This window comes from Oxynema mangrovii CENA135 (assembly GCF_016632315.1).
Classification (GTDB): domain Bacteria; phylum Cyanobacteriota; class Cyanobacteriia; order Cyanobacteriales; family Laspinemataceae; genus Oxynema; species Oxynema aestuarii.
Genome location: NZ_JAEOXH010000001.1, coordinates 2,434,456 through 2,460,044 on the forward strand (window position 1 = coordinate 2,434,456; position 25,589 = coordinate 2,460,044).

Annotated in this window: 21 protein-coding genes; 12 read left to right on the forward strand and 9 right to left on the reverse strand. The window is 53.5% G+C overall.

Going from position 1 to position 25,589, the window contains the following annotated elements; genetic code table 11:
- Positions 1-291, forward strand: a complete 291-nt coding sequence (gene gatC / locus JJD41_RS09615; RefSeq protein ID WP_200665722.1) for an Asp-tRNA(Asn)/Glu-tRNA(Gln) amidotransferase subunit GatC — start codon at positions 1-3, stop codon at positions 289-291.
- A 197-nt stretch (positions 292-488) separates the two neighbouring features.
- Here the strand turns inward: gatC and JJD41_RS09620 are convergent, their stop codons facing one another.
- Positions 489-2,570 carry an elongation factor G gene (locus JJD41_RS09620; protein ID WP_200665723.1) on the reverse strand — a complete coding sequence of 694 codons (2,082 nt, stop codon included), beginning with the start codon at positions 2,568-2,570 and terminating at the stop codon, positions 489-491.
- Positions 2,571-3,033: 463 nt separating this feature from the next.
- On the opposite strand from JJD41_RS09620, the gene JJD41_RS09625 reads away from it, so the two are divergent.
- The 3 genes from JJD41_RS09625 (at position 3,034) to murD (ending at position 7,923) form a co-directional block, all read left to right on the forward strand.
- Positions 3,034-3,939 (forward strand): tetratricopeptide repeat protein, encoded by a 906-nt coding sequence (locus JJD41_RS09625; protein WP_200665724.1) that lies wholly within the window; start codon positions 3,034-3,036, stop codon positions 3,937-3,939.
- A gap of 281 nt (positions 3,940-4,220) precedes the next feature.
- Complete coding sequence (gene glyS / locus JJD41_RS09630; protein WP_200665725.1) at positions 4,221-6,374, forward strand: glycine--tRNA ligase subunit beta; 2,154 nt, start codon at positions 4,221-4,223, stop codon at positions 6,372-6,374.
- A 178-nt stretch (positions 6,375-6,552) separates the two neighbouring features.
- Positions 6,553-7,923, forward strand: a complete 1,371-nt coding sequence (gene murD / locus JJD41_RS09635; protein WP_200665726.1) for a UDP-N-acetylmuramoyl-L-alanine--D-glutamate ligase — start codon at positions 6,553-6,555, stop codon at positions 7,921-7,923.
- A gap of 65 nt (positions 7,924-7,988) precedes the next feature.
- Here murD and JJD41_RS09640 read toward each other — a convergent pair whose 3' ends face one another.
- Entirely contained in the window at positions 7,989-8,492 is a 504-nt protein-coding gene (locus tag JJD41_RS09640) for a hypothetical protein (RefSeq protein WP_200665727.1), read from the reverse strand.
- Between the two features lie 1,023 nt (positions 8,493-9,515).
- Here JJD41_RS09640 and JJD41_RS09645 point away from each other — a divergent pair.
- Together JJD41_RS09645 and JJD41_RS09650 are read left to right on the forward strand one after the other, a co-directional pair.
- Positions 9,516-9,764, forward strand: a complete 249-nt coding sequence (locus JJD41_RS09645) for a hypothetical protein (protein WP_234488569.1) — start codon at positions 9,516-9,518, stop codon at positions 9,762-9,764.
- Positions 9,765-9,887: 123 nt separating this feature from the next.
- Complete coding sequence (locus JJD41_RS09650; protein ID WP_200665728.1) at positions 9,888-13,346, forward strand: S8 family serine peptidase; 3,459 nt, start codon at positions 9,888-9,890, stop codon at positions 13,344-13,346.
- A gap of 85 nt (positions 13,347-13,431) precedes the next feature.
- On the opposite strand, the gene JJD41_RS09655 is transcribed toward JJD41_RS09650, so the two are convergent.
- From JJD41_RS09655 to JJD41_RS09670, 4 genes are all read right to left on the reverse strand, one after another.
- Entirely contained in the window at positions 13,432-14,079 is a 648-nt protein-coding gene (locus JJD41_RS09655; protein ID WP_200665729.1) for an SRPBCC family protein, read from the reverse strand.
- 204 nt (positions 14,080-14,283) lie between these two features.
- Positions 14,284-15,078 (reverse strand): RecB family exonuclease, encoded by a 795-nt coding sequence (locus tag JJD41_RS09660; RefSeq protein WP_200665730.1) that lies wholly within the window; start codon positions 15,076-15,078, stop codon positions 14,284-14,286.
- Positions 15,079-15,204: 126 nt separating this feature from the next.
- On the reverse strand, positions 15,205-15,627 hold the full coding sequence (locus tag JJD41_RS09665) for an EVE domain-containing protein (protein WP_200665731.1): 423 nt from the start codon (positions 15,625-15,627) through the stop codon (positions 15,205-15,207).
- Between the two features lie 24 nt (positions 15,628-15,651).
- The gene (locus JJD41_RS09670) at positions 15,652-16,032 is read right to left on the reverse strand and encodes a single-stranded DNA-binding protein (RefSeq protein ID WP_168569685.1); all 381 of its coding nucleotides are present in this window, start codon (positions 16,030-16,032) and stop codon (positions 15,652-15,654) included.
- A 941-nt stretch (positions 16,033-16,973) separates the two neighbouring features.
- On the opposite strand from JJD41_RS09670, the gene JJD41_RS09675 reads away from it, so the two are divergent.
- The 3 genes from JJD41_RS09675 to mreD all read left to right on the forward strand — a co-directional run bounded on the left by JJD41_RS09675 (position 16,974) and on the right by mreD (position 19,389).
- Complete coding sequence (locus JJD41_RS09675) at positions 16,974-17,981, forward strand: rod shape-determining protein (RefSeq protein WP_168569687.1); 1,008 nt, start codon at positions 16,974-16,976, stop codon at positions 17,979-17,981.
- Positions 17,982-18,044: 63 nt separating this feature from the next.
- Positions 18,045-18,842, forward strand: a complete 798-nt coding sequence (gene mreC / locus JJD41_RS09680) for a rod shape-determining protein MreC (protein WP_200665732.1) — start codon at positions 18,045-18,047, stop codon at positions 18,840-18,842.
- A 1-nt stretch (position 18,843) separates the two neighbouring features.
- Positions 18,844-19,389: a rod shape-determining protein MreD gene (gene mreD, locus JJD41_RS09685; RefSeq protein WP_200665733.1), complete on the forward strand. Its 546-nt coding sequence runs from the start codon at positions 18,844-18,846 to the stop codon at positions 19,387-19,389.
- A 10-nt stretch (positions 19,390-19,399) separates the two neighbouring features.
- Here mreD and JJD41_RS09690 read toward each other — a convergent pair whose 3' ends face one another.
- The 3 genes from JJD41_RS09690 to JJD41_RS09700 all read right to left on the reverse strand — a co-directional run bounded on the left by JJD41_RS09690 (position 19,400) and on the right by JJD41_RS09700 (position 21,234).
- Positions 19,400-20,146 carry an SH3 domain-containing protein gene (locus tag JJD41_RS09690; protein WP_200665734.1) on the reverse strand — a complete coding sequence of 249 codons (747 nt, stop codon included), beginning with the start codon at positions 20,144-20,146 and terminating at the stop codon, positions 19,400-19,402.
- Positions 20,147-20,378: 232 nt separating this feature from the next.
- On the reverse strand, positions 20,379-20,591 hold the full coding sequence (locus JJD41_RS09695; protein WP_200665735.1) for a hypothetical protein: 213 nt from the start codon (positions 20,589-20,591) through the stop codon (positions 20,379-20,381).
- A 142-nt stretch (positions 20,592-20,733) separates the two neighbouring features.
- The gene (locus tag JJD41_RS09700) at positions 20,734-21,234 is read right to left on the reverse strand and encodes a universal stress protein (RefSeq protein ID WP_200665736.1); all 501 of its coding nucleotides are present in this window, start codon (positions 21,232-21,234) and stop codon (positions 20,734-20,736) included.
- A gap of 109 nt (positions 21,235-21,343) precedes the next feature.
- On the opposite strand from JJD41_RS09700, the gene leuB reads away from it, so the two are divergent.
- The 3 genes from leuB (at position 21,344) to JJD41_RS09720 (ending at position 25,282) form a co-directional block, all read left to right on the forward strand.
- Positions 21,344-22,438, forward strand: coding sequence for a 3-isopropylmalate dehydrogenase (leuB, locus tag JJD41_RS09705; RefSeq protein ID WP_200665737.1), 1,095 nt, complete (start codon positions 21,344-21,346; stop codon positions 22,436-22,438).
- A 74-nt stretch (positions 22,439-22,512) separates the two neighbouring features.
- Positions 22,513-23,376, forward strand: coding sequence for a fructosamine kinase family protein (locus JJD41_RS09710; protein WP_200665738.1), 864 nt, complete (start codon positions 22,513-22,515; stop codon positions 23,374-23,376).
- Between the two features lie 685 nt (positions 23,377-24,061).
- Positions 24,062-25,282: a hypothetical protein gene (locus JJD41_RS09720; protein WP_200665740.1), complete on the forward strand. Its 1,221-nt coding sequence runs from the start codon at positions 24,062-24,064 to the stop codon at positions 25,280-25,282.
- Positions 25,283-25,589: the final 307 nt, after the last annotated feature.

Consider the following 25,589-nt stretch of genomic DNA (forward strand, 5'->3'; position numbering starts at 1 on the left):
ATGCTCGATCGCGAACAAGTCCGCAAAGTTGCTCGTTTGGCTTGCTTAGAACTGAGTGAAGAAGAAGAAATTGCCTTTACCAGCCAACTGGGCGATATTCTCGAATATTTTGAACAGTTGAGCGAATTAGATACTGAAAATGTCAAGCCGACCAGTCGGGCGATCGACGTGAGCAACGTCACTCGCTCCGACGAACTCCAAGTTTTCGGCGATCGCGAGGCAATTCTCAAAAGCGCTCCCGACCGCGAAGATGACTTTTTTAAAGTGCCGAAAATTCTCAATGATAATTAGTATAAAGCGCTCGAATTCTGCGCTTTGAAACCACAGCTCGTCATCGATACAGCCGGTGGGAGAAGCCCGGAGCCTATGCTTGCAGCCATATCGGGAGTACGTCACCACTGACTCATCTAATCCCTAAAAAATCGGCCCATTCAAGCCCCAAATTGTCAAAGGGTTTAAATTGGCCGATTTTCTATTTTTACGAGGGTTTAACGTTTCCCGTTGCCATTCCCGTTGCTCTTGGTGTTGCCACTGCTACTGTCGGACAACATCGACAACACTCGCTCGCTAATTTTATCGGGAACTTCTTGCAGGCGATCGTACTTCCATTGGAAGAACCCGACCCCCATCGTCAGCGATCGCAACTCCACGATCAAATCCTGCATTTCCGCTTGCGGGATATACGCCGACATCTTATCCCAACCTTTCCAGTCGGTCATCGGTTCGTATCCCAAAATCTGACCGCGACGTCCGCTAATCAACTGCATCATGTTCGAGGTAAAATCGCTCGGCGCCCAAATTTCCACCGAGGCGATCGGTTCGAGCAAGATCGGCTCGCATTTACCCATCCCCTCTTGCATCGCACTGCGGGCCGCCATTTTGAACGCCTGTTCCGAACTATCCACCGAGTGATAGGAGCCATCGCGCAAGACTACGGCGACATCGACCACCGGGAAGCCGAGGGGGCCTTGTTCGAGGGATTCGCGTACCCCCATTTCCACCCCGGGGATGTATTGTTTGGGAATGACGCCGCCGACAATCGTTTCGCTGAAATTAAAGCCTTCGCCGCGCGGTAAGGGAGCGATATCGATATAAACATCGCCATACTGACCGTGACCGCCGCTTTGGTGTTTGTAACGTCCGTGAATTTTAGCGACAGGTTTGCGGATCGTTTCTTTGTACTGAATCCGAGGGAGGTGGGTATTCATCGGCAAGTTGTACTTGCGACGCAGGCGATCTAGAGCCACTTGCAAGTGAATGTCCCCTTGTCCCCAGAGAATAATCTCGTGGGTATCCCCGTGTTGTTCCCACGCGAGGGAGGGGTCTTCTTCCATCAATTTGGACAGGGCCGCGCTGATTTTCACTTCGTCGCTGCGTTTTTCCGGGGCGATCGCCAGCGCGTACACCGGAGCCAGTTGTTCGGCTTTCGGCAACTCCGATTTGAGCGTGCCATCCCCCGCACTCAGGGTATCTCCGGTCAAAATCCCTTCCATCCGCGCCAGAGCCACCACTTCTCCCGCTCCGGCCCGTTGCAAACTCTCGGTTTGTTGTCCCATCATCCGGTAAATCCCGCCGATGCGAACCCCATTGAGCGACATCCCATCGGTAATTTCTCCCTGCCAAACCCGCACCAGGGACAATTTCCCACCTTGGGGAGTATAGTAGGTTTTGATCGCTTGGGCGAGGGGTTCTCCGGCTTTATGCAGCTTGATGCCGCGCCGTTCGGCAGTCAAAGACGGTTCGGGCGCCTCGCGTACCAGGGCTTCTAACAGTGGGCGCGCGCCGTAGTCTTGTTCGGCAATACCGAAAAATACGGGAACGATTAAATCGGCCCCGAGTTCCATTTTCAGATCTTTAACAATTTCTTCTTGAGACGGTTCGATTTCTTCTAAGAGTTCTTCGAGCAAGTGGTCGTCAAAGTTGGCCAATTCTTCGAGCATTTCTTGACGCGCGAAGTGTTCTTCAACTTTAAGATCTTCGGGCATCGGCACCGGGTCGGCGGCGGCTCCGGCATGGTAGTGGTACGCTTGCTCGGTGACTAAATCGATAAAACCGATTAAATCCGATCCTTTACGAATGGGATATTGATGGGGAACTAAGGGACGACTCGAAACGTTTTTGAGGGCGTGCAGTACGTCCATAAAACTGTCTTTCGCCCGATCCATTTTGTTGATAAAAACCAGGTGGGGAATTTCCCAATCGTCTAAAAACTTAAATAAAGGGGCGAGGGTTAAAACTCGGGCGATTTCGGGTTCGCAAACGACGATCGCCGCTCCCGCTCCCATTAAGGCGTTATAGGTTTCTTGGGCGAATTCTACCGAACCGGGACAGTCGAGAAAGGTGAAGTGAATGTCGCTGTATTCCGTACTCGCCGCCGAGACTTCGACGCTCATCTGGCGATCGCGAGCTTCGGGAGAACTATCTCCGACCGTGTTGCGGTCTTTTACGCTTCCTTTACGGCTGGTGGCACCCGTAATACAAAGTAGGCTTTCGAGTAAGGTGGTTTTCCCACTTAAATAGGGGCCGACAATGGCAACATTACGGACGCCGGATGGTACTCTGCCTTTCATGTTTCTCTCCTTGGCATCAAACCTTAAAAAATAGTGAAAATTCTGGGGGAATGGATCGAATTTCTGCTAGAGGTTTTCGTTTCAAAAATCCAATAATTTTCTACTCGATCGGAATGGCTTTGCCGTTAGCGCAGCGACGCCGTAGGCGTTTCTCTCTATGTTCTCTAGGTTACCGTATTCTTTTCGGATGAAAGTTAAAATTCTCTGCTTTTTTAACAAGTTTAAATCAAGTTTTGTAAAATTTAAAAAATGTAATAAATTCAAAATTTTTGTAAAATTGACAAGATCGCCCGCCCCTTAGAACAGAGCGTCGCGCAAGGGCGATCGAGGGGATTGGAGGGAGCAAAAGGGTGCAGTTGTCAACAGATAGCCCGGGTCGCGATCGCGCGGCGATCGAAACGACAGGTTAGTTTAGATCTCAGATAGATCCGAAAATCGATGGACGGGTCGAAGGGGAACAAGTATGAAATTCGGGGGATACCAACCACACCGAGTCCGATATTGGCTCGCCACGATCGCCGCGATCGCCCTCGTCGCCGGGGCGCCCGTCGGAGCAAAGACGCGAGCCGAATCCCCACAAGAAGCTGCCGTCGCCGCCGTCAATCGGGGTTTAGAGCAAATTCAAGCGGGGAATTTAGACGCGGCGATCGCCGCCTTCCAACGAGCCACCGAAATCGACAGTTCTTTCGCGGTCGGTCACTACAACCTCGGACTGGCCTTGCGACAAAACGGACAGTTACAAGCCGCCGCCGATGCCTTTTACCGGGCGATCCAAGCCGATCCGAAATTCGCCCTCGCCTACGGCAACTTAGGGGCCGCCTTACTCGAAGGGAATAATTACCAACAAGCCAGAACCTATTTAGAACGGGCGATCGCCCTCGATCCGAACCTCGGATTAGCTCACTACAACCTCGGGTTAGTCTTGGTCGAACAAGGCTTGTCCAACGAGGCGATCGTCGCCTTTCAAAACGCGATCCAACATACCGACAACGCCCCGGAACCGTCCTATCACTTAGGCTTGATTTATCTCGAAACAGGACAATTCTCCCAAGCCCAAACCGCTTTACAACAGGCGATCGCCCTCAAACCCAATTACGCCGAAGCACACTATCACCTCGGCTATATCTTCTACCATCAAGGAAATTTAGACGGCGCCTTAGAAGCCTTCCGACAGTCGGCGCAAGCCGATCCCAACTATCCCAATGCCTATTACGGCGCGGGTTTAGTCTTCTTACAGCAGCGCAATTTTGGCGAAGCCCGCCGGGTACTCGAATACGCCCGCGACTTGTACGGCGATCGCGGCGAAGCCCAACGGGCGATGAATGCACAGCAGTTATTGCAACGGGCAGTGAATGGGGAAGGATTTTAGATTTTAGATTGAAGGATGGGGGAGTAGTGCGAAAACTGCCTAAGAGACTGTCGATAAAGAAAATATACAAAAATCTTGTAGGGGTTTGGTTTCCAAACCCTCAAGAACCCTCAAGCATTGACATATTCCCCGGCGTGCTAGGGAAGCCATGCCGTAGGCTATACGCACGGGGATTCTAAGCGGTAAACTGTTCTAATGTTTGTCTGTAGACTCAAGCGAGTGTGCCTCTAGGTTAGAGGTGGCGCTCTTTTTGTCTGTCCCTACTCGATTTAGCGTGCGATATGGCTACCTTTTTATTTGAAATTGGTACAGAAGAATTACCTGCTGATTTTATCGATGGAGCGATCGCGCAGTGGCGATCGCTCATTCCCCAACAGTTAGACGAACAGTTTCTGCACGGCGACGCCATTCGCGTCTACGGAACCCCCAGACGTCTCGCCGTCGTTATCGAGGGGTTAGCAGACAAACAACCGGATCGCGAACAAGAAATCAAAGGTCCCCCCGCCGCGATCGCCTTTAAAGACGGAAAACCGACCAAAGCGGCCCAAGGTTTTGCCAAAAAACAAGGTTGCGAACTGAGTCAATTAGAAATTCGCGAAACCGATAAAGGGGAATTTGTCTTTGTCAACCAAAAAATAAGCGGACGGCCCACCGCCGAAATTTTGCAAGAACTCGCCCCCCAATGGCTGACCCAATTAGACGGGAAACGGTTTATGCGGTGGGGAGATGGGGAGATCCGCTTTTCGCGACCCGTGCGCTGGATCGTCGCTTTACTCGATCGCGAGGTCTTGAAGATCGAAATTCCGAACGAATCGGAAACCCTCACGAGTGGGCGTCACAGTGCGGGTCACCGGGTTTTGCATCCGTCGGCGATCGAAATTGCCGAAGCGAAAGATTATCTCGACTGCTTGCGATCGGGCTATATCGAAGTCGATGGCGACGCCCGTCGGGGCGCCATCGAAACTCAAGTGCGCGCCGCCGCCGAAAAAGTGGGAGGAACGGCTCAAATTGGGGACGACTTGCTGCAAGAAGTGACCAACTTAGTCGAATGGCCCACCGCCGTCGTCGGTCAGTTCGACGAAGAATTTTTAATTTTGCCCCCGGAAGTGATTACGACGGTGATGGTCAAACACCAGCGCTATTTTCCGGTATTGAAAGGAGACGGGAGTAGCGGCGAACTGCTGCCCTACTTCGTCACCGTTTCCAACGGCGACCCGCAAAAGTCGCAGACGATCGCCGAAGGGAATGCTCGGGTAATTCGGGCGCGACTGGCGGACGGGGAGTTTTTCTACAAGGCGGATGTCGCCAAACCGTTAGAGAGTTTTTTACCGCAGTTGGAAGTGGTAACGTTCCAAGAAGATTTAGGATCGTTACGCCAGAAGGTCGATCGCATCGTCGAGATCGCCGCAGCGATCGCCGACCAACTGGGAATCGAAGGGGGCGATCGCGCCGAGATCGAACGGGCGGCGTTGCTGTGTAAAGCCGATCTGGTCAGCCAGATGGTTTACGAGTTCCCCGAATTGCAAGGGGTGATGGGGGAAAAATACGCGCGCGCTTGTGGCGAACCGGAGAACGTGGCGCGGGCAATTTTCGAGCATTACCTGCCTCGGGGGGCGGGCGATCGCCTCCCGCAAACCTTAGCGGGACAAGTGGTCGGGATTGCGGACCGCCTCGACACCCTCGGCGGGATTTTCAGTTTGGGGATGTTACCGTCCGGGTCGTCGGATCCGTTTGCCTTGCGCCGGGCCGCGAACGCGGTGGTGAATATTACCTGGGAAGCGGGGTTAACCCTGAATTTAGCGCAATTGCTGCAGGCGATCGCCGCTAAATTTGCCGCAGACCGTCCGGAAACGACGGCGGATCGGCTTTTAAAACAGTTGGAAGACTTTTTCCTGCAACGGATCGCGACCTTGTTACAAGAAGAGTGCGCCGTCGATTACGATTTGGTCAATGCGATCCTGCTTGAAGACGACCCGGAATATACGGAACGGGCGCTGACGGATTTGCTCGACGTGCGCGATCGCGCCTTATTCTTGCAGGGGATTCGCCGCGACGGCACCCTGGAGAAGATTTACGAAACGGTGAATCGTTCGGCGCGTCTGGCGAAACAGGGGGATTTGGATACCGCCACCCTCGACCCCCAGGCGGTAGTGAAACCGGAGTTATTCCAAAAGTCCTCGGAACGCGGATTTTACGAAGCGTTGAGCGAGTTATTGCCGAAGACGAAAGCGGCGCGCGACGGTCGCAATTATGGGGAGTTAGTGGCGGCGATCGCCGAAATTACTCCAGTGGTGACGAATTTCTTCGACGGTGAAGATAGCGTCTTGGTGATGGATCCCGATCCGGATATCCGGCGCAACCGTTTGAATTTAATCGCGTTGTTACGCAATCACGCCCGCGTTCTCGCCGATTTCGGCCCGATCGTCAAAAGTTGACGGGCGTAGCCCCGGGGAGTCCCGTATCGGTCGCGCCCGCTCGTCCAGAATTTAACGTCTCCGGCGTCGCTTGGCTAACGGCGAAGCGGTAACATAAGGATTGCTCCAACCCGGGCTATCCCGTGGAGGATCGCGCTCGGGTGGTTTTCTCAGGGAAATCCTCACACACATACGATCTATGCCAAAAGCTCATGTCATTGGTTTCGGAAAATCCGGCGCGGCGGCGGCCCAACTGTTAAACCGGGAAGGTTGGCAGGTGATCTTGAGCGATCGCAACTGCAACCCAACCCTACAGCAGCAACAGCAGCAGTTAATCGCGGAAGGGATTGACGTCAGACTGGGAGAGGGATTCGATCCGTCTCCCGGTTTGGATTTAGTGGTAGTCAGTCCGGGGGTTCCCTGGGATTGTCCGCCCTTGGTGGAGGCGCGATCGCTCGGCATCGAAACCATCGGCGAAATGGAACTGGCGTGGCGTCATTTGAACCGGGTTCCCTGGGTGGCGATTACGGGAACGAACGGGAAAACGACGACGACGGCGCTGATTGCGGCGATTTTCAAGGCGGCGGGCCTCCACGCTCCCGCCTGTGGGAATATCGGTTATGCGGCGTGCGAGTTGGCGTTGAGCGACGCTCGCTCGAAGGAGGGCAGCCCCCCACTGGACTGGACGATCGCGGAAATCAGCAGCTATCAGATCGAGTCTTCGACGGGCGTAGCCCCGCGTATCGGGGTATGGACGACGTTTACGCCGGATCACCTCAGTCGTCACGGGTCGTTAGATCGCTATTACGAGATTAAGGCGTCGTTATTGGAAAAATCGCAGTTTCAGGTGCTTAACGGCGACGATCCGTATTTACGCAAAACGGCGCCGGATCGCTGGCCCGATGCCTGTTGGACGAGTATTCAAGGAAAAAGTAATTTACTCGGCGACCCGCAAAAGGGGGTTTATATTGAGGACGGTTGGGCGATCGCCCTCGGCGAACCCGTGGTGCAGGTGGATCGCCTGCGAATGCCCGGAAATCACAATTTGCAAAACTTGCTGATGGCGGTGGCGGTCGCCCGCTTGGCAGGGTTGGACGAAGCGGCGATCGCGCGCGGGGTGGCGGAGTTTCCCGGCGTTCCCCACCGCCTGGAACGCATCTGCACCTGGAACGGCATTGAGTTTATCAACGACAGTAAGGCGACCAATTACGACGCGGCGGAAGTCGGCTTGAATTCCGTGGAGGCCCCAGCGATTTTAATTGCCGGGGGAGAAGCGAAAGCGGGAGACGATACGGGCTGGCTGAAGGCGATCGAGGCAAAAGTCGCCTCGGTTCTGCTGATCGGCGACGCGGCGGAAGCGTTCGCCCGCCGTCTCGAACAGGTCGGCAATTCTCGCTACGAAATTGTCGAGACGATGGAACGGGCGGTCTCTCGCGCCGCTCAGTTGGCTCCTGAAGTCGAGGCGCGGGTGGTCTTGCTGTCTCCGGCTTGTGCCAGTTTCGATCGCTATCAAAATTTTGAAGAGCGCGGGCATCACTTCCGTCAACTCTGTCTGAATCTGTTGGCTTGAGGCGATCTCCTCGGTCGGGGGTGGGTGTTGCGCTTCGTATTTCCCTTCCCCCGGCTTCGCCCCGATTAGCGTCGGGCTAAATGCTCTTTACACGGGTGAGCGTTCAAAGGCTCTGCATCGCTGGCACTCTCTGCATTGAGGCGACCTGGCTGCGGATCGAATGGCCCGACCCCCAATAACTGCTGTTCGTACAAATTCCACTGTTCGATGTCTGTCGTTTCCATCCACGTCCAAAAGTCAGAACGGGTCGCAGCGCCGTTGACTTCCCTAGAGGACGGACAGACTCCCCCTCGGCTTTTGTCATACTCGGAAATTGCCGCCCCCAGATCGTCTTGAACGGGGGTTACAACGCGATCGCGGGCGATCTCGAAGCGAGGGCTTGGCCCTATCTCCGCCACGGGAGCCGATCGCGCGCTCTGAGTCCCCGTGGTCCACTGTAGGGTTTGTTCGAGCAGGGACGAACTCCCCGGTGCTACCGAGGAGACAAAATTAGCGATCGCAATGCAAATCGTAAATCCTATAAACGACCTACATTTACTCAGTTCTCGATGAAATTCGTCTTTATGCATCTTTATAAGAGTCCCCATCTAGAGAGGGATTGAGTAGCCTCAAAATCGGTCAACTGAGCTGCCTTTATTTTTTATAGCACAACCACTTTAAATTTGGGGGTTTTGTTGCTCTCAATACCGACCTTTAAAAAAATTTTAAAGATAAGAAAAATGTATCGATTTTTTTCTTGAAAACAATCTATCCCTAGAGGGAAATTCGATCCCGGCGCGGGGTTTGGATTCGCCATCACTGCCGACCTCAGCGCCACGGGGGATCGCCGTTCTTCTGGGAAATTGTAGGGCGGCAAACTTAAATCCTTGGGGCGATCGCCGATCGCTTGAAACTGGAAAACCCTTGCGGTAAAAGGAATAGAGCAACTTTGACCCCATTCGCCCCTGGGGATCGTTGGCGAGGCGATCGCCCGAACTCGCCACGGCGATCCCCTGTTTCCCTACCCGGTCGCGATGGGCTAGGGGGCAGAAATAAGAGAATCTTTTCGGTTTTGCTCCTGGGAATGAAAAATTTTATCTCTGCTCAATAAATCGGTTTTAATTATCTGTGAATCGATCCCGATCGTCGCCCTCAACTTCGATCGCGCGATCGCCCCAATTAACCGATCTCTTCTTTAGGGATTTCCACAAATTTTAAACCAGGAGCGATCGCGAAATTTTAAAAGGAGAGCCAATAAATGAAAGACTCATTTTTACCAACAAACAAAATCAAAGATAAACCCAAACCACCGATGAGCTCGAACCGATCGACCGAGGGAATAACTGAAGCGCCAACCTCAAATCAACGGCGATCGCGAACCCCGTCCGACCGCGCTAAAAGCGAGGGACGGCTCCGGTTTTGCTGCGATCTCGATCGCCGTAGGTATTGTATCTTATCACACCAATTTGTGATTTCGATCGCCTCGATCCGCCCGAAGCGATCGCCACCGAACCCAGATCGAGATCCGATCCGAATCGCGACCAATATCACCACCGCAAAAATACTGAAATCACCGAAGTTTTAGCCCAAACCGTTCACACTGGGGGAGATGTTTGCTGCAACGTAACCTCCAGCGAGAATTTCCAGCTATGCTCACCGACGACAACCTGACCGAAATTTTTGCTCAAGCTTGGCATGAGGGTAGAATTACCAGCCTCGAACGTCAACAACTGAGAAACCTACTTCTCGCCTGTTCTCTCAACCTAGAAGACGAAATGCTGGTCAATCGCCTCCTATATGCCATTCGTCGCGGTTGGTTGACCGTCAAAGAGTACGACCGATCGCTCCAACGCCAACTCTAATCTCCCTCCTTCCCCTCGACCTCCTCCCGATTCCCCACTCCGTGAAACGAGCGATCGCCTCGGAACCCCCGATTTGAATAAGAGTCAAAGAAGCCATGCCAAACGCCTCGGGGAATCGGATCGATGTCTGTAGAATTATTCGATGCCAGCTACTATCTCGCCTTCAATCCAGACTTAGCCAATGCGGGATTGAATACCCCGCAAAAACTCTTCGATCACTTCAAAAATGCCGGATTGAGAGAAGGACGTTCCTTTTCACCGTTCGTCGATCTCGATATTTACCGACAAGCCAATCGGGATTTAGTACGCGCCGGATTGGACAATCGGGAACTGTACGAACATTTAAAAAAATACGGCATTGAAGAAGGGCGAACCTTTTCCGCCATCGTCGATCTCGACTTTTACGCCCGTAAAAACCCCGATTTGGCGGCAGCGTTCGGCGACGATCGCGAAAACTTATTCGAGCATTTGCAAAAGCGGGCGATCGCGGAAAATCGCCAATTTTCTCAATTTTTAGATCTAAACTTTTATTTATCGGCCAATCCCGATTTAAACTCAACCCTGGGCGGCGACCCGAAAGCAGCCTTCAACCATTTATTCGCCAACGGATTGTGGGAAGGTCGCCCCTATTTACCCGGCGATCTCGGCGGACTGGTCGGTTCCCGCCTCGTCGGCGCCGACCCGGCAGTGCGGCCCGAACTCGACGCGATCGATAACGAAGATTATTATAAATTTAGCATCGATACCTTTAGCGATCTCAGCGTCAGTGTCGAAGGCGATCGCGCCGCCGCGAAACTCTCCCTCATCCGCGATCGCGATGGTAACGGTTTCCTCGACGAAGCCGAAGCCGAAACTGCCATCCTCGCCGAAAGCGCGCCCTTATCCCAGATCGATCGCTACGCGATGGCCCCGGGGAACTACTTCGTCAAAGTCAGCCAAAACGACACCCCCACCGCCTACCAACTCAAAGTCAGCGCCACTCCCGCCCAAATTCTCAGCCGACCGGATTTAGGCGGAAATACCTTAGCGACCGCCTTCGACTTCGGTAACCTAGTCCGACCGGACGCGATCGACGGTTTTATTAGTCGCGACGACCCGCAAGACTTTTACAGCTTCTTCCTCGACTCCCCGCGAGATTTGCGCGTCCGCCTCGAAGGGTTAGCGGGGAAAGTCAATCTCAATCTGTATCGAGACGGCAATAATAACGGCGTACTCGATAACGGCGAGATCGTCCCCACCCAAGCGGATACCCAGCGCGTCCCCGTCGATTTTAATGGGGATGGGGAAATCGACGCCCAGGAATTTTTCGATTCCCTGCGACCCGCCGACGGGACCGATCCGTTTCCGAGTGCGATTCGAGGGACGAATTTACAAGCGGGACGCTATTTTATCGGCGTTTCTACCCTCTCGGAAGAGACGGGATATCGCTTGCATCTCGAATCGATTCCCACTGGGGTTCCCAATGGCGGGGCTGGAAACATCTTTCCTGTGGGGTTTGGGGCGATCGGACGCTTGCGCGATCGCCACGAACACGCGGACTTTATCGGCGAAGTCAATCCTTACGATTTTTACCAGCTTGATGTCGGCGAACTGCGTCAGGTCAGCATCAAACTCGATCGCCTCGCCCAAAGTGCCAATTTAATTCTGATTCACGATATCAACAACGACGGCGGCTTCGACTTTCAGGAATTTGTCGTCTATCCTTCCCCCACCGAAACCCCGACCCCACAAATCGATCGCCTCCTGAGTGAGGGCACGTATTACATCGGCGTGGCGCAAGTTCGCGGCGATACCCCCTATTTCCTGACCGTGGAAAGTTCGGAGGTCGATCCCCCCGCCGACGGCGCCGGAAATCAACTCGCCAGCGCCCACGATATCGGCGTGTTGACGGAAGACATTCAAATTAAAAATGACTTTCTCGGACAGGGCGATCGCGAAGATTACTATCAATTTACCCTCGATTCTTTCCGCGATGTCGGCCTCTATTTGTACGACATGACGGGGAACGCTCACTTATATCTGATCCGCGATCGCAATAACAACGGACAAGTCGATCCGGACGAGATCGTGGATGGATCGGAAGCATCCGGGGCATACCAAGACCAGATTAACCGCATTTTAGCCCCGGGAACCTATTTCGTGCGCCTCGCCCAAGCGCAGAAAGAAACCTCGTATAATTTGTGGCTGGAGGCCCAACCCGTAGGGGTCGATCTCAATCCCGCCGGGGACAATTTACCGGAAGCGACCGATTTAGGTTTACTCGATCGCCCGATCCGTCAAAGCGGTCGCATCGGTCTGGACAATCCCGCCGATTTCTACCACTTTCAAATCGATACGCCGCGCGATCTGAGTGTCTTTCTCGATCGCCTCAGCGCCAACGCCGACGTGCAGTTGATTCACGACCGCAACGCCGACGGAATCGCCGAAGCGGACGAAGTGGTGGCCCGGGGAGTGGAAGGCGCCACGACTCCGGAAGAAATTCATTTTGACAACCTCGGACCGGGGTCTTATCACCTGGCGGTCACTCCGTCGGCGGCGGAACAAAGTTATTACGAATTGAGCCTCGTTCCCCAACGTTACAGCCGCAGTTTCGGCTACGGGATCCCGAATGCGGCGGCGGCGGTGGCGGCGGCGATCGGTAGCGAACCGTTTGCCCCCGGACCGAGGTTAGGGACCAGTGGCTGGGCCGTTGATTTGGTCGGGGCTACGGCGGCGTGGGAACGGGGTTATACGGGTCGAGGGGTGACGGTGGCGGTCATCGACGGGGCGATCGATTATACCCATCCGGACCTCGACGATAATGTATGGAGCAATGAGGACGAAATCCCCGGAAATGGCGTTGACGACGACGGGAACGGCTTTGTTGACGATGTTCGGGGATGGAACTTCTTCGAGGGGAATAACGAAGTGCGCGACTTGAATCCTTTGGAAGGTCACGCCTCCCACGTGGCGGGAATTATCGCCGGGGAAAATAACGGGGTGGGAATGACGGGAATCGCACCGAATGCTCGGGTGATGGCGGTTCGGGCGATCGATCCGTTGGTCGGAGGCGAAGACAGTGTCGCGGCGGGTATCCGTTACGCGGTGGATAATGGGGCGCAGGTGATTAATTTGAGTTTGGGCGGGTCGGCGCCGATTCCGTCGTTGCAAGACGCCCTCAGTTATGCGAACGATCGCGGCGTGGTGGTGGTGATGTCGTCGGGGAATGACGGGTTGAGTCGCTTTTCCGGGGGCAAACGCTTTAGCGGGCCGAAGTATCCGGCAGATTTGGCGACGGAATACGGACTCGCCGTCGGTGCAGTGGACCGCGATCGCGCGATCGCCGATTTCAGCACCCGCGCCAATACGGATTTACGCGATTATGTGGTTGCACCGGGGGTAGATGTTTATTCTTCGTTGACCACCAGTAATTTTGCCTTTTGGGAAGGGACTTCGATGGCGTCTCCGGTGGTCGCTGGGGTGGCGGCGTTGATTCTTAGTGCCAATCCCAATTTAACTCCGGTTCAAGTCGAGCAGTTGATAACTGCAACGGCAGATCCGAATGGAATTATTGAAACGGGCAGTTTTGAGAGTTTCTTATAATTGCGTCCGCCATGGTTCCCCTCGATGTCGTTCCTCCATCGAGGAACGACAATTCCCGAAACTTAATTCAGGCACTTTTAGGAATTCACGATCGCCGGATCGCTTCTTGTCGTAAGGCGCCGAGGGTATCGGCTAAGGCATCTTGAAATATGCTGTAAAAAATCCCTTTTGGCGTACTGTCATTGGGTTGCGCTTGTACGACTTGAGTGAGCAGAACGAAGCGATCGCCGGGGGAGGTGGTGACGGTTTCGATCGTCCAATATCCCTCTAAACGGGTTAAATCTCCCTCGATTTGACGGAAGTCAATGCGGGTTTGTGGGGTTTTAATATTGACGGTTTTGATGCGCGATCGCACCCCCAATCCGAACACTTGACGTTCGTCAATTTGTTCGATCGTGGTTTGATTGCCCGTTGCTTCTAAAACTTGACAAGAAACCACGTTCGGAAGAAACCGAGAAAAGTTACGATAATCGGTCAAGACTTCCCATACGGTCGCTTGTCCTGCGGGAATTAAAACTTTAGCGACATAGGAACCTTTTTCCCCCGTAACGATCGCCTGACCCCGGTTTAATTGGTCCCGTTCGCGGTCGGAGAGTTGGGCGATCGCGGCGCTCGAAATCTCGGTTGCACGAGCGTTTCCGGTGGCGGTCTCGGGGACGGGAACGACTCCCAACCAAGCGACTAAAGAAACAATGGCGATCGCGATCGGTTGGCTCAATTTTGGTTTCATCATTAAGATTTTTGGCTTATTATAAGAACGTTCGATCGCCCGATCGGCGATCGAATTACGCCTTATCTTAGCCGAGGGATCGCCGAATTTACAGATCGATTTTTAGAACGGTTCTCAACCCCGTTCGCTCCCCAGGGAGGAGGTCGATTCTCTCCTTTCCTAAGATTTAGGGTTGGCGACCGGGCGATCGCCGGATCGTCGATGCAGTTACAAATCTAAGGTTAATTGTAACTCTCTCTCGGGTTTGGCGCTTTCCGGTAAAGGGTCGGGTTCGGCGTGAATGGCGGGACAATAGCGGGAATACTGACAGCGATCGCAAGCTTTGGTTTGATGCGGTTTCCACTCTCGTTCGCCGCGCAATTGTTTGGCCATTTTGGAGATCGTTTGACGGACCCGCCTGTCATGTTCTGGGGTCACTTCAAATTCGATCTTATCTCCCGTTCGCAAATAAATTAAACTCAGTTTTTTTAAGCGACAATTGTAAATATGTTTGAGGGCGATCGCGTACAATCCCAGTTGGAGGTCGATCCGGTTTGAATCGAGGGATTTAATTTCTTTAGTTGATTTATAATCGATCAGTTCGAGATCGTCTCCCAACCAGTCGAGGCGATCGTAGCGTCCGGATAAGGTAAATTCGATATTATCTAGAAACCAAGGAGCTTGTATTTTCCCTTCTACGGCGAGGGGACGGCGCAAACTCGGCAACTCGGTCATGAAGCGATCGTAATAGTTTCTTAAAATCGTCAGACCTTCGCGAAACTGACCCGGATCGAGGTCTTGAGAATGATTTTGCCAGCAATATTCCAGCCATTCAAAACTAGGCATCGGCTGGAGATAATCCCAATCTTGATAAATTTGCGCTAAGGCTTTGTGTAAAGCGGTTCCTAATGCTTGCGATTTGCCAAATCCCCCACCGGGTAACCCGCGTTCGTATTTAAAATAGTACGCTTTCGGGCAACTTTGATAGGTTTGTAATTTGGCGGCAGATAGGTGATACGCCATTTTGGATTGACGAGGTAAATCTCGCCTGCAATTTGATTTTAAGTGAATTAATAATTCATTTTAACGAATTTAAATCGAGGGCGATCGCCTGAAAATTTAGAAGTTAAGAGGCGATCGCCTGAAAATTCACCCGTTCTCTCCGGGTTCTCCCGCCAATTCTAAAATACGCTGCCAATATCCTGGATCGACCGACATCACTGACAGGCGAGGAAGGCGGACTAAGTCAAATCGATCGAAGCTTTCGTCCGCTTTAATTTGCGCTAAACTGACGGGATGGTTGAGGGGACGAACGCTTTCAAGATCGACGACAGTGCGTTTGGGATCGTCGAGCTTGGGGTCGGGATAAGGGATGCTGGTAATTTTAGCAATTCCCACCGCTCGCCGTTCTTTTCCGGTGTTGTAAATTAAGGCCAAATCTCCCGGTTGGATCTGGCGTAAATTTTTGAGCGCTAAGTTATTTTTGACCCCATCCCAAACGGTGTGGCGATCGCGTTCTAAATCGCCGTAAGTATAATCGCCGGGTTCGGTTTTGAGCAGCCAGTAATTCATCGATCGCGCTCCACGGTGGCGAGTTTAAAATTCATCGTCTTCATAATTGGAATATGCATTTGACGATGCCATCGATCGCTCGTTATCTTGTTTGGAACCGAGCAAGTCGAGACGGTCTACTTTGATAACCGGAGAGGAACGTTCGGCTTTGGTCGTCGCATCGATCCAATGATTGAATTTTAACGCTCCAGTGACGCCAATTAAACTGCCTTTGCGAACGTAATTGGCGGCAACTTCTGCGGTTTTTCCCCACAGTTCTAAATTGAACCAATCCGGTTCGTCACTATGGCGAGTGCGGCGATTGACCGCTAAGGTCAAACGACATTTAACGGTTCCCGATTCAAAATATCTAACGTCGGGGTCCATTCCGACGCGACCGACTAAGGTGACAACATTAAGACTCATACTCGAAAAAACAAGTAATTTCAACGACAATTGGGCGATCGAAATGCGACTAAATTCTGTCCAACCGATCGAAGTTTGGCGCGGAATTAAGATAACGATTCGATTCGGATCTAGACTAACAGAGAACTTAGGGATTTGCTATGGTTGGAGGTTGCACCGATCGCCCGCGATCGCACCTAGAGCGATCGTCGGGTCGGACCGTCGCTACGAAAGAGGGTAAGAGGGAGGCGGTTTGGGGCGCTGGGACGTTCGCGTAGCATCTCCCCAGGAGAATTGCTCGTGGCGCCGAGGGAGATGACGGGCGATCGTCCGATGGTTTTCCTGGGAGGTTTAAGGGAAGGAGGGAGGGGAGTTCCCCGCTTGAAATCGAGGGGCGATCGCGATCTTTTATGTTAACCCTCGGTGATTTCACCCTCATTTTTATCGAGCCGAAAGAAATCCATTCTCGAAAGTATTCGTGCAACTTAAAATAAAAAGCTTAAATTCGAGCAAAAATGCCTTTTGAGAAGGCGGCAAAAACTCAGTTGAAAACCATCGCGAACGGGCGATCGCGCCTCCGTAAGACTTCAGCGCAAGTCGAACAGATTCGAGGGAGTCTGTAAACGGTGAGAACCATAGGCGAACGGTGGCACAAGGGGCATTTTTAAGAGCGCCGTTGTGATTCTTGGAAGCTTACGAGGGGCGGGCGCGCAACGCCACTGGCGATCGCATAACCCGGTCGATTCTCTCCGGATTGCCCGGAAAGTCCTAGGGATTATAGTGGGGAGACAACCGGGTTAGGTAATCGATACAATTCTTCCTCACTGACTAGACTCAGAGGAGAAAACGTAATAGAATCCAACTCGGTTAACATTTCTGTTACATTGTCGTCGCATAGCATTGCAATTTTGGGGGCGTAGAAACGAGTGGGTCTTTTCAATCGCTTTTCCTTATCTCGGGACATGGGTATCGATCTCGGTACCGCCAACACTCTAGTATATGTATCTGGTAAAGGTATTGTCCTTCAAGAACCTTCCGTCGTTGCCATTGATAAAGATGAAAAAATCCCCTTAGCCGTCGGTGAAGATGCTAAAAAAATGCTGGGTCGGACGCCCGGAAATGTAATCGCCTTGCGCCCCCTTCGCGATGGCGTAATTGCCGACTTCGACACTGCCGAGTTAATGCTCAAGCACTTCATCAGCCGCGTTCACGAAGGGAGAGCCTTAGTGTCGCCGCGTATCGTGATCGGGATTCCCAGTGGTGTCACCGGGGTGGAACGGCGGGCCGTGATGGAAGCCGCATCTCAAGCGGGGGCGCGCGACGTGTATCTGATCGACGAACCCGTCGCGGCGGCGATCGGCGCCGGACTGCCCGTCGCCGAACCGACCGGAAACATGATCGTCGATATCGGCGGCGGAACCACCGAGGTCGCGGTGCTGAGTTTGCAAGGGACCGTACTCAGCGAATCCGTTCGCGTGGCTGGGGACGAACTCAACGAATCGATTTCCCAGTACATGAAGAAAGTTCACAACCTCGTCATCGGGGAACGGACCGCCGAAGAAATTAAAATTCAAATCGGTTCGGCGTATCCGACCCACGAAGATGACGATGCGGTCATGGAAGTTAGAGGTCTGCACTTGCTGTCCGGCTTACCGCGAACGGTGACGATCAAAGGACCCGAAATTCGCGAAAGTATGGCCGAACCCCTGGCGGTGATTGTCGAAGCGGTCAAGCGAACCTTAGAACGCACTCCCCCGGAACTGGCGGCAGATATTATCGATCGCGGCATCATGTTGGCGGGAGGCGGTGCCTTATTAAAAGGACTCGACACCCTGATCAGTCACGAAACCGGAATCGTCACTCACGTTGCTGCCGACCCCCTCAGTTGTGTAGTCTTGGGAACGGGTCGCGTTTTGGAAAACTTCAAACAGCTAGAGCGTGTCTTTAGCGGTCGTTCGAGAACGATGTAATTCCCCGCGATCGCCCGAGATCGTGAGGAACCCTTCTGCAAGTTGAGACTCTAAAGACTATCAATGTACACATTACGTCGCTGGTGGGATCGGCATGGTTTGCACGTCGCCTTAGTGGGCCTGACGGTGAGCGCTGCCCTCTTCGTTCGTTATACCCAAGGGGCCGCCATCTTTGAGGTCTATCAAGTGGTGACTCGTCCCTTCCAGTCCGAACCGACTTCTCAAGAGCAACTGACCAACGCCAAAGTCGCCGAACTCGAACAGCGCGTCGTCGAACTCGAAGCGCAAAATCAAAAGCTCAAAAAACTCCTCGATTATGTTTCCGACCAGAAACAAGAAGGTATTGTCGCCCCGGTTGTCGGTCGCAGTGCCGATCACTGGTGGCGGCAAGTGATTATCGGGCGCGGCAGTGAGGAAGGGATTCAAAAAAATTACATCGTCACCAGCCCCGGCGGGGTCGTCGGACGAGTGATGGAAGTGACCCCCCATACCAGTCGCGTTCTGTTGATTAGCGATCCGAGTTCTCGCTTGGGGGTGACGATCAGCCGCAGTCGCTTTATGGGCGTCATGCGCGGGAAAGCCGCCAACCGCGCCGTGGTCGAGTTTTTCGACAAAGTGCCGGACGTCAAAACCGGAGACGTGGTCGCCACCTCCTCTTACAGTCGGATCTTCCCTTCCGGATTGTCCGTCGGTCGCGTGGAAAGCGTCGATCTCAATAAAAGTCCGGCGCCGGAAGCGGTGATCGAATTGTCAGCTCCCTTGAGTTCCTTGGAGTGGGTCGTCGTCTATCCCCACCAAGAAACGGACGAATTGCCCCCCCTGGAAGGGACTCCGGAACAACCAGAGCGAGAACAAGGATGACATGAGGAATTTATCCTATTGGCCGACCAGTTCGCTGAGATTGCTCAATGCGGCGATCGTTGTCGGTTCCCTGTTTCTGTGTTTGTTAATGTTGCCCACGCGCTTGCCGGGCCTCGAACTGCTCGGCATCGCACCCAATTGGGCCTTGATTTGGGTCGTGGCTTGGAGCCTCAAACGCAAGCCCTGGCAAGGAATCGTTGCCGGGTTGGTGGTGGGATGGCTTCAAGATGCCATGACCTCAGCCGAACCCACCCACGCGATTAGTTTGGCGGTTGTCGGTCTGTTGACGGCCCGCTTGGAAAAACAAAAATATCTCCAAGAAGATTTTATTTCCGTGGCGTTGGTCGTTTTCGGTATGGCCCTCTTGGCGGAAACGATCTTGGCGCTGCAATTCAGCCTCACGGGAGAGCGGACGTTGAGTGAAATTTGGACGACTCACCAACCCCTCGCCCTGGCTTCGGCAATTTTGAGCAGCCTTTGGGCTCCGGTGGTTTACTTCCCGTTAAACCGATGGTGGCAAACCTTTCGTAACCTCGATCCTTCTTGAAGGGGAGTTGTCAATCTAGCTCGAAGGTTCCCAGAACCGGACCGACGGAAGCACCGCGATTGAGTTCGCCGTCGGAGACGAAATCTTGATTGGCATCGACTAAGATAACGCCTGCTTGAAAATAACATTCGGCTTTGACGCGATCGCCCGCCTCGGTGACTAATAAATTCAAACTTCCCCCTTCGGTGGCACATTTAAACCGAATCGTCGCCACTTCTTCCGGTTCGCGTTCTTGCCACACTTGGGAATAGGGTTCGACCTCGGGCCATGCGGCTAAAAATTCTCGTTCTTCTCCAGGAAAGGGCAGTAACCCCAAAGGTTCGCCGTAGCGATCGCCATTTTCTTCTAAGTCTTTTTCCCAACAGCTCCACAATACCTTACGGCTTTGGTTGGTGTTTTGAAAAACTTGTAAAGAGAACGCCCGATCCGAGGGACATTCCTCTAGATACTGACGGGTTTGTTCCGGCCAAATCTCCTTTAATTCACTCAATAATTCCTCACAAGAGCGATCGCCGCACTCTCCATAAACCCGATCGCTTAAAATCGGCTGCTCTCCTGCCGCTTCCGAATTACAATAGCGCAAATAGGGGGCATAAACGTAACCGTCGAGTTCGACTCCCGTGGTCGAAATCGGCACCCAATTGTTATCCGGAGGATCGAGGATATAAACGACCGCATCTCGGGGTAAGGTGCCGATAATTTCCGAATCCGTCGTCGGACGTTTGCGTAGATTGAGCGGGTCATTGTCCGTATTCACCTGACGACAAGACCCCTCGATCGCCCGAGGATTGGCGCGATCGCTGGCGTGGGCTTGAAATCCGGCAATATAGCCATCACTATAGGCTAAATCGGCTTCGCTCGCCCCGGTTGGCGGTTGGGCGATCGTCGGATTGCCAATCGTGACGGCATCGTGCAGGCCACTTTTATATCCGGCAATAAAGCGATCGCGGATCTGGGTATCGTCCGGATTATTTTGATAAAAATTGCTGCTACTGTTCTAATGCCTGACACCAAATCCGTTTTTCGGGCGTCCACACTTCCCGAGTATTGCAGTTATATTCTCGTGGGGCTTGCGCCACGGAAACGAGGGGCAAAAAGGTTGCCAAGCCTAAAATTGTGGCCGAAAGGAGAGGTTTTAACATGGCTTGTTGATAAAAATTGAAACCAACAGCGATCGCGGCGATCGCCAAAAATCTCAACATCTGCGCGAAGCGGTCAAAATGAACGCCCGCCGGAGGAGAAAGTTTAAATTAGACCTGTTTCATCATCAGGGAAAATTTCTGAAAAACCCCTTAAATGACAAATCTTTTAACAAGTTTGCAAAACGATTTTGCCACAGGTCTATTAGAACGATTCCCGAGTCTCGATGCCCGATTCCGCCTCCCCTTGTACCACCAAAACCGAACATTTGACGTGGTGCAAAACATGATTGCTGACACTACCGAGGAAGAATTCGGCGAGGGACGATCGCCCGTGACGGCCCACCACGACTAAATCGGCTCCCCAACGGCTCGCAATTTCGCGAATCCACCACCCCGCATCGCCGATTTGATACTCGAATTCTGCGGGAATCCCCAAACCGCGCGCCTGTTTGCGATAGTCGTGCAACCATTTCTCGACATCTTCCATTTCTTTTTTAATCACCTCTTGTTGCACTTGAGCCGAATTGACGGCTCCTTCTCCATAGAGATCCGCCCCCGGTCCGAGGGCCACCGGGCCGACCCCGAGACAGTGAAAAACGTACAAATTCGCGCCTTCCTGACGGGCTAAAGTCAACGCCGTCTCGAAGACCCGATCCGCTTCGGGCGATCGCGCGATCGCCACTAAAATTTTCTTAAATCCCATTGCTTGACTCCGATTCCCTCAAAATTGAAATTTTCAAATACGATCCAACACTTTTGGACGACCCTTTCCCAGGTATGATTAATAATTTGCAAGATTTTATAACCCAATCATGACCCAGAACTACCGCATTACCCTGTTGCCCGGTGACGGAATCGGCCCTGAAATTATGGCAGTGGCGGTAGAGGTTCTCAACGCCATCGGCCCGCAACACGACCTCCAGTTTCAGTTTGAAGAAGCCCCCATCGGCGGTGCTGCCATTGACGCGACCGGAGAACCCCTCCCGGCAGCCACCCTAGAGACTTGTCGCCGCAGTGACGCCGTGCTGCTGGCCGCGATCGGCGGTTACAAGTGGGACAACTTGCCGCGCCACCAACGCCCGGAAACCGGATTGCTGGCCTTGCGTGCGGGACTGGACTTGTTCGCTAACCTACGCCCCGCCACGATTCTACCCCAGCTCGTCGATGCGTCGAGTTTGAAGCGCGAAGTCGTCGAAGGGGTCGATATTATGGTGGTTCGCGAACTGACGGGGGGGGTGTATTTCGGGCAGCCGAAAGGGATTTTCGAGACCGAAACCGGGGAAAAACGTGGCGTCAATACGATGGCGTATACGGAATCGGAAATCGATCGCATCGCCCGGGTTGCCTTTGAAACAGCTCGCAAGCGTCAGAGCAAACTCTGTTCTGTGGATAAGGCCAACGTCCTCGATGTCTCTCAATTATGGCGCGATCGCGTCACGGCGATCGCCGCCGACTATCCCGATGTCGAACTGTCTCATCTCTACGTAGACAATGCCGCCATGCAGTTAGTTCGCTGGCCCAAACAGTTCGACACGATCGTTACGGGAAACCTCTTCGGCGATATTCTCTCCGACGCCGCCGCCATGCTCACGGGCAGTATCGGGATGTTACCCTCCGCCAGTATCGGCGCTTCCGGTCCGGGGGTCTACGAACCCGTCCACGGGTCGGCGCCGGATATTGCCGGGCGCGATCTCGCCAATCCCCTCGCCCAAGTTCTGAGTGCGGCGATGATGCTGCGTTACGGCTTGAACCAGCCCGAGGCGGCTTCAAAAATTGAAAAAGCCGTGTTGCAAGTTCTCGATGAGGGCTATCGCACCGGGGATATCATGTCGGAAGGCATGACTGCCGTAGGATGTAAAGCCATGGGCGAGGCGTTGCTGAAAGCCTTGGATCGTCCCGCCGAGTAGCTCGACCGTTCACACGGGGCGCAAATCGATCGACAATGAAGCCCAAATGACGGCAGTTTTGAGTAGCAATCATTATGTGGGATAAGATTGTCCGGCACATTGGCGAAGTCACGGGAGATGCTTTTGAGGCAAGCGATCGCCGTTCGGTCGCTGGTGGCTGTATCAATCAAGGATACCGCCTCGGGAGTGGCGATCGCGCCTACTTCGTCAAACTCAACAGCGCTTCGGGTCTGTCGATGTTTGAAGCCGAAGCTTTGGGACTCGAACAAATGTGGGAAACCCACACGATTCGCGTTCCCAAACCCATTTGTACTGGGGTTTCTGGGTCTTCCGCCTATATCGTCCTCGAATGGTTGGATCTCGGTGGGGGAGGCTCCCAGGTGGCGGCTCAAATGGGGCGGCAACTCGCCCGCCTCCACCGGGAATCCGTCGGGTCGAAATTCGGCTGGGATCGGGATAATACGATCGGCTCGACCCCCCAGGTCAATCCCTGGACGGACGATTGGGCCGAGTTTTGGGCGGTTCGCCGCATCGGTTACCAATTGGACTTAGCTCGTCGCAAGGGGGGCAGTTTTCCGTTGGGCGATCGCCTCGTAGAGGCCATCCCGGATTTACTCTCCGGTCACGACCCCCAACCGTCTCTGGTTCACGGCGATCTGTGGGGCGGCAATGCGTCGGCGACGGCGGACGGCGAACCCGTGATTTTCGATCCGGCGACCTATTACGGCGATCGCGAGGTGGACGTAGCGATGACGGAACTGTTCGGCGGCTTCTCCGGCGCGTTCTACCAGGGCTATAACGAGGTCTGGCCGTTGGCTGCGGGCTATGCCGAGCGCAAAACCCTTTACAACCTCTACCACATCATCAACCACTTCAATTTATTTGGGGGGGGCTATGCTTCCCAAGCCAATAGCATGATGCGCCGTCTCGTCGGTTAGTTCGCGGGGGCGCCCGTCCAAAATCCTTCCAAAATATGAGACCCAGACCTTTGAGGGGTCTGGGTCTCGGGTTGTTATAAGCCAGCCAGCAGGTATTTAAAAAAGAAGGCGAAATTAAAAAGATATTAAAACACTGGCTAGCGGTTTTGAAATCGGTTTTGAAAGCAAGTCACGAACAGGTATGAACCTTGGTTACTTCTAACGTTAGACGGTAGTTGTGAAAAACTTGTGAAGATTCTGCACAATTGGCAAAATTTTTTGACTTTTTTTTGGCGGGCTGGGGACTTTGCTCTAGCGACGCTAGCTTCGTTGGCTCGGGCGTTTGACGCAGATCGTTAAGCACTGGGCGATCGCAAAATGTATCCAGTTGTAATAAAATGCAATCTTTAAACAAAAAAATTACGTAAATTTACGGTTGCCCTCGATAATTTTTTCCCAACCGACCGATGCCGCTCGATCGAGGGTCGATCTTCGTGGGGCGATCGCCCCCGATTCAGGTCAATTCAACGTGGCCATCCTACAATGGCAGGGGAGAGAATGGCGATCGCGCGATCGGCACGTCGTCCGGTCTCGCTGCCGATCGATGTTGGCAGTTTTCGGGATCTCCGGTTTTCGCGCGGTCTGCCTTGTAAATCCGCTTGCCCCCCTATAAAAGATGCTCTTGAATGCTCGTAGGCCCTGCGTTATGAAACGATTTGTGTCGATCGCGGTAGGATTGCTCTGTGCTGTAGTCGTCGGCGACCCGGGCGATCGCCTCGCCGCCCAACCGAGACCGACCTTTTCTGAAGGGGCCGCGAGTCAGTCTAAACCTGCTGGGCCATTTCCCAGCTTTAACAGCGATCGCCTCGACGCCCAATTGCGCCTTTACCAGCAGTTTTTAGAGGAATCGGGGCCGCCGGATGTTTTAATTGTCGGCAGTTCGCGATCGCTCCAGGGGATCGATCCGATCGCCCTCGAACAAGCCCTCGCCCATCACGGTTATCCCGGAGTGCGAGTGTTTAACTTCGGGATCAATGGCGCCACCGCTCAGGCGATCGATGTTTTACTGCGCGATATTTTTACTCCGGAACAGTTACCGCAATTGATTCTCTGGGCCGATGGAGTGCGCGCCTTCAATAGCGGTCGGCGCGATCGCACCTACGAGGCGATCGTTACCTCTGCGGGATACGAACGCTTGTCCCAAGGCGATCGCCCCTTATCATTGCCAGCGCCCCCCGTAGAAGTGGCACGGGTAAACGCGATCGCTCCGACGGAAACGAAGGCGATCGTCGTCACCCCCAGCGACGATCCCCGGGAAATGCTGGCGACGAGTTATCAAGCCGTGCGCGGTTGGTTGAGCCTGGTGGGAACCGAACTTCGGGAAACTTATCAAGAACGACAACAAGAAATGAGTTGGTTGGGCGGCGAACCTGCCGAACCGCCCCCGCCGTTGCCGACCTTGGACGCGGTGATGTCCGGACAACTGGCGGAACACCTGCAACCGACGGGCTTTTTTCCGGTGACCGATCGCTACGATCCGGCTACGTACTATCAAACGTTTCCCCGGGTTCCGGGACGCTACGACGGCGATTATGCTGCTTTTAGTTTGCAAGGAGAGCAACAAAGCGCACTCCGGGCGATCGCCCGCTTCAGCGAAGCCCAGCAGATCCCCCTCGTCATCGTCAATTTACCGTTAACTGAAGACTATTTAGACCCCACCCGCTCGGACGCCGAACGTCTGTTCCGCGAGCAAATGCAGCGTTTGGCTGCCGAACACAACTTTATCTTTCGCGATTTGAGTCAGTTGTGGCCGACTCGGGTGGAATATTTCGCCGATCCGAGTCATCTCAATCGTTTTGGGGCGTTCGCCGTCGCTCTCGAACTGGCAGGCGATCCGGAAATTCCCTGGTCGGCGACCCGGGAGTAGTCCCCACAAACAACAACAAAAAACACCCAAAAAAACAATGGGGGTCTTGCCGCGATCGCAAGACCCACTTAAGAAGTTAGCAAAGGATTGCTCAGAAGAATAAGTAACCTGAAAATGAACCTTCTGGTTTTACAATAAACAACTCTAGTTGATAAGAACCGCAGCGATCTTAGCAAGCGAACCGAGCTTTTACACTCAGCCGATCGAGGCTCGACTTTGACCTCACCTTGCTGCCGGATGACTCCAGCTTCAGCGCCCTTGAGGGCCACTGCGATCGGACTTCAGGCCGAAACACCTCGATGCCTTC

Coding starts and splice junctions, on each gene's coding strand:
- JJD41_RS09620 (WP_200665723.1), bottom strand. CDS start 2,570: ATGAAAGGCAGAGTACCATCCGGCGTCCGTAATGTTGCCATTGTCGGC.
- JJD41_RS09670 (WP_168569685.1), bottom strand. CDS start 16,032: ATGAGTCTTAATGTTGTCACCTTAGTCGGTCGCGTCGGAATGGACCCC.
- JJD41_RS09665 (WP_200665731.1), bottom strand. CDS start 15,627: ATGAATTACTGGCTGCTCAAAACCGAACCCGGCGATTATACTTACGGC.
- JJD41_RS09660 (WP_200665730.1), bottom strand. CDS start 15,078: ATGGCGTATCACCTATCTGCCGCCAAATTACAAACCTATCAAAGTTGC.
- mreC (WP_200665732.1), top strand. CDS start 18,045: ATGTACACATTACGTCGCTGGTGGGATCGGCATGGTTTGCACGTCGCC.
- gatC (WP_200665722.1), top strand. CDS start 1: ATGCTCGATCGCGAACAAGTCCGCAAAGTTGCTCGTTTGGCTTGCTTA.
- JJD41_RS09655 (WP_200665729.1), bottom strand. CDS start 14,079: ATGATGAAACCAAAATTGAGCCAACCGATCGCGATCGCCATTGTTTCT.
- JJD41_RS09675 (WP_168569687.1), top strand. CDS start 16,974: ATGGGTATCGATCTCGGTACCGCCAACACTCTAGTATATGTATCTGGT.
- JJD41_RS09720 (WP_200665740.1), top strand. CDS start 24,062: ATGAAACGATTTGTGTCGATCGCGGTAGGATTGCTCTGTGCTGTAGTC.
- JJD41_RS09695 (WP_200665735.1), bottom strand. CDS start 20,591: ATGTTGAGATTTTTGGCGATCGCCGCGATCGCTGTTGGTTTCAATTTT.
- JJD41_RS09625 (WP_200665724.1), top strand. CDS start 3,034: ATGAAATTCGGGGGATACCAACCACACCGAGTCCGATATTGGCTCGCC.
- JJD41_RS09640 (WP_200665727.1), bottom strand. CDS start 8,492: ATGCATAAAGACGAATTTCATCGAGAACTGAGTAAATGTAGGTCGTTT.
- leuB (WP_200665737.1), top strand. CDS start 21,344: ATGACCCAGAACTACCGCATTACCCTGTTGCCCGGTGACGGAATCGGC.
- glyS (WP_200665725.1), top strand. CDS start 4,221: ATGGCTACCTTTTTATTTGAAATTGGTACAGAAGAATTACCTGCTGAT.
- JJD41_RS09700 (WP_200665736.1), bottom strand. CDS start 21,234: ATGGGATTTAAGAAAATTTTAGTGGCGATCGCGCGATCGCCCGAAGCG.
- murD (WP_200665726.1), top strand. CDS start 6,553: ATGCCAAAAGCTCATGTCATTGGTTTCGGAAAATCCGGCGCGGCGGCG.
- JJD41_RS09650 (WP_200665728.1), top strand. CDS start 9,888: ATGTCTGTAGAATTATTCGATGCCAGCTACTATCTCGCCTTCAATCCA.
- JJD41_RS09710 (WP_200665738.1), top strand. CDS start 22,513: ATGTGGGATAAGATTGTCCGGCACATTGGCGAAGTCACGGGAGATGCT.
- mreD (WP_200665733.1), top strand. CDS start 18,844: ATGAGGAATTTATCCTATTGGCCGACCAGTTCGCTGAGATTGCTCAAT.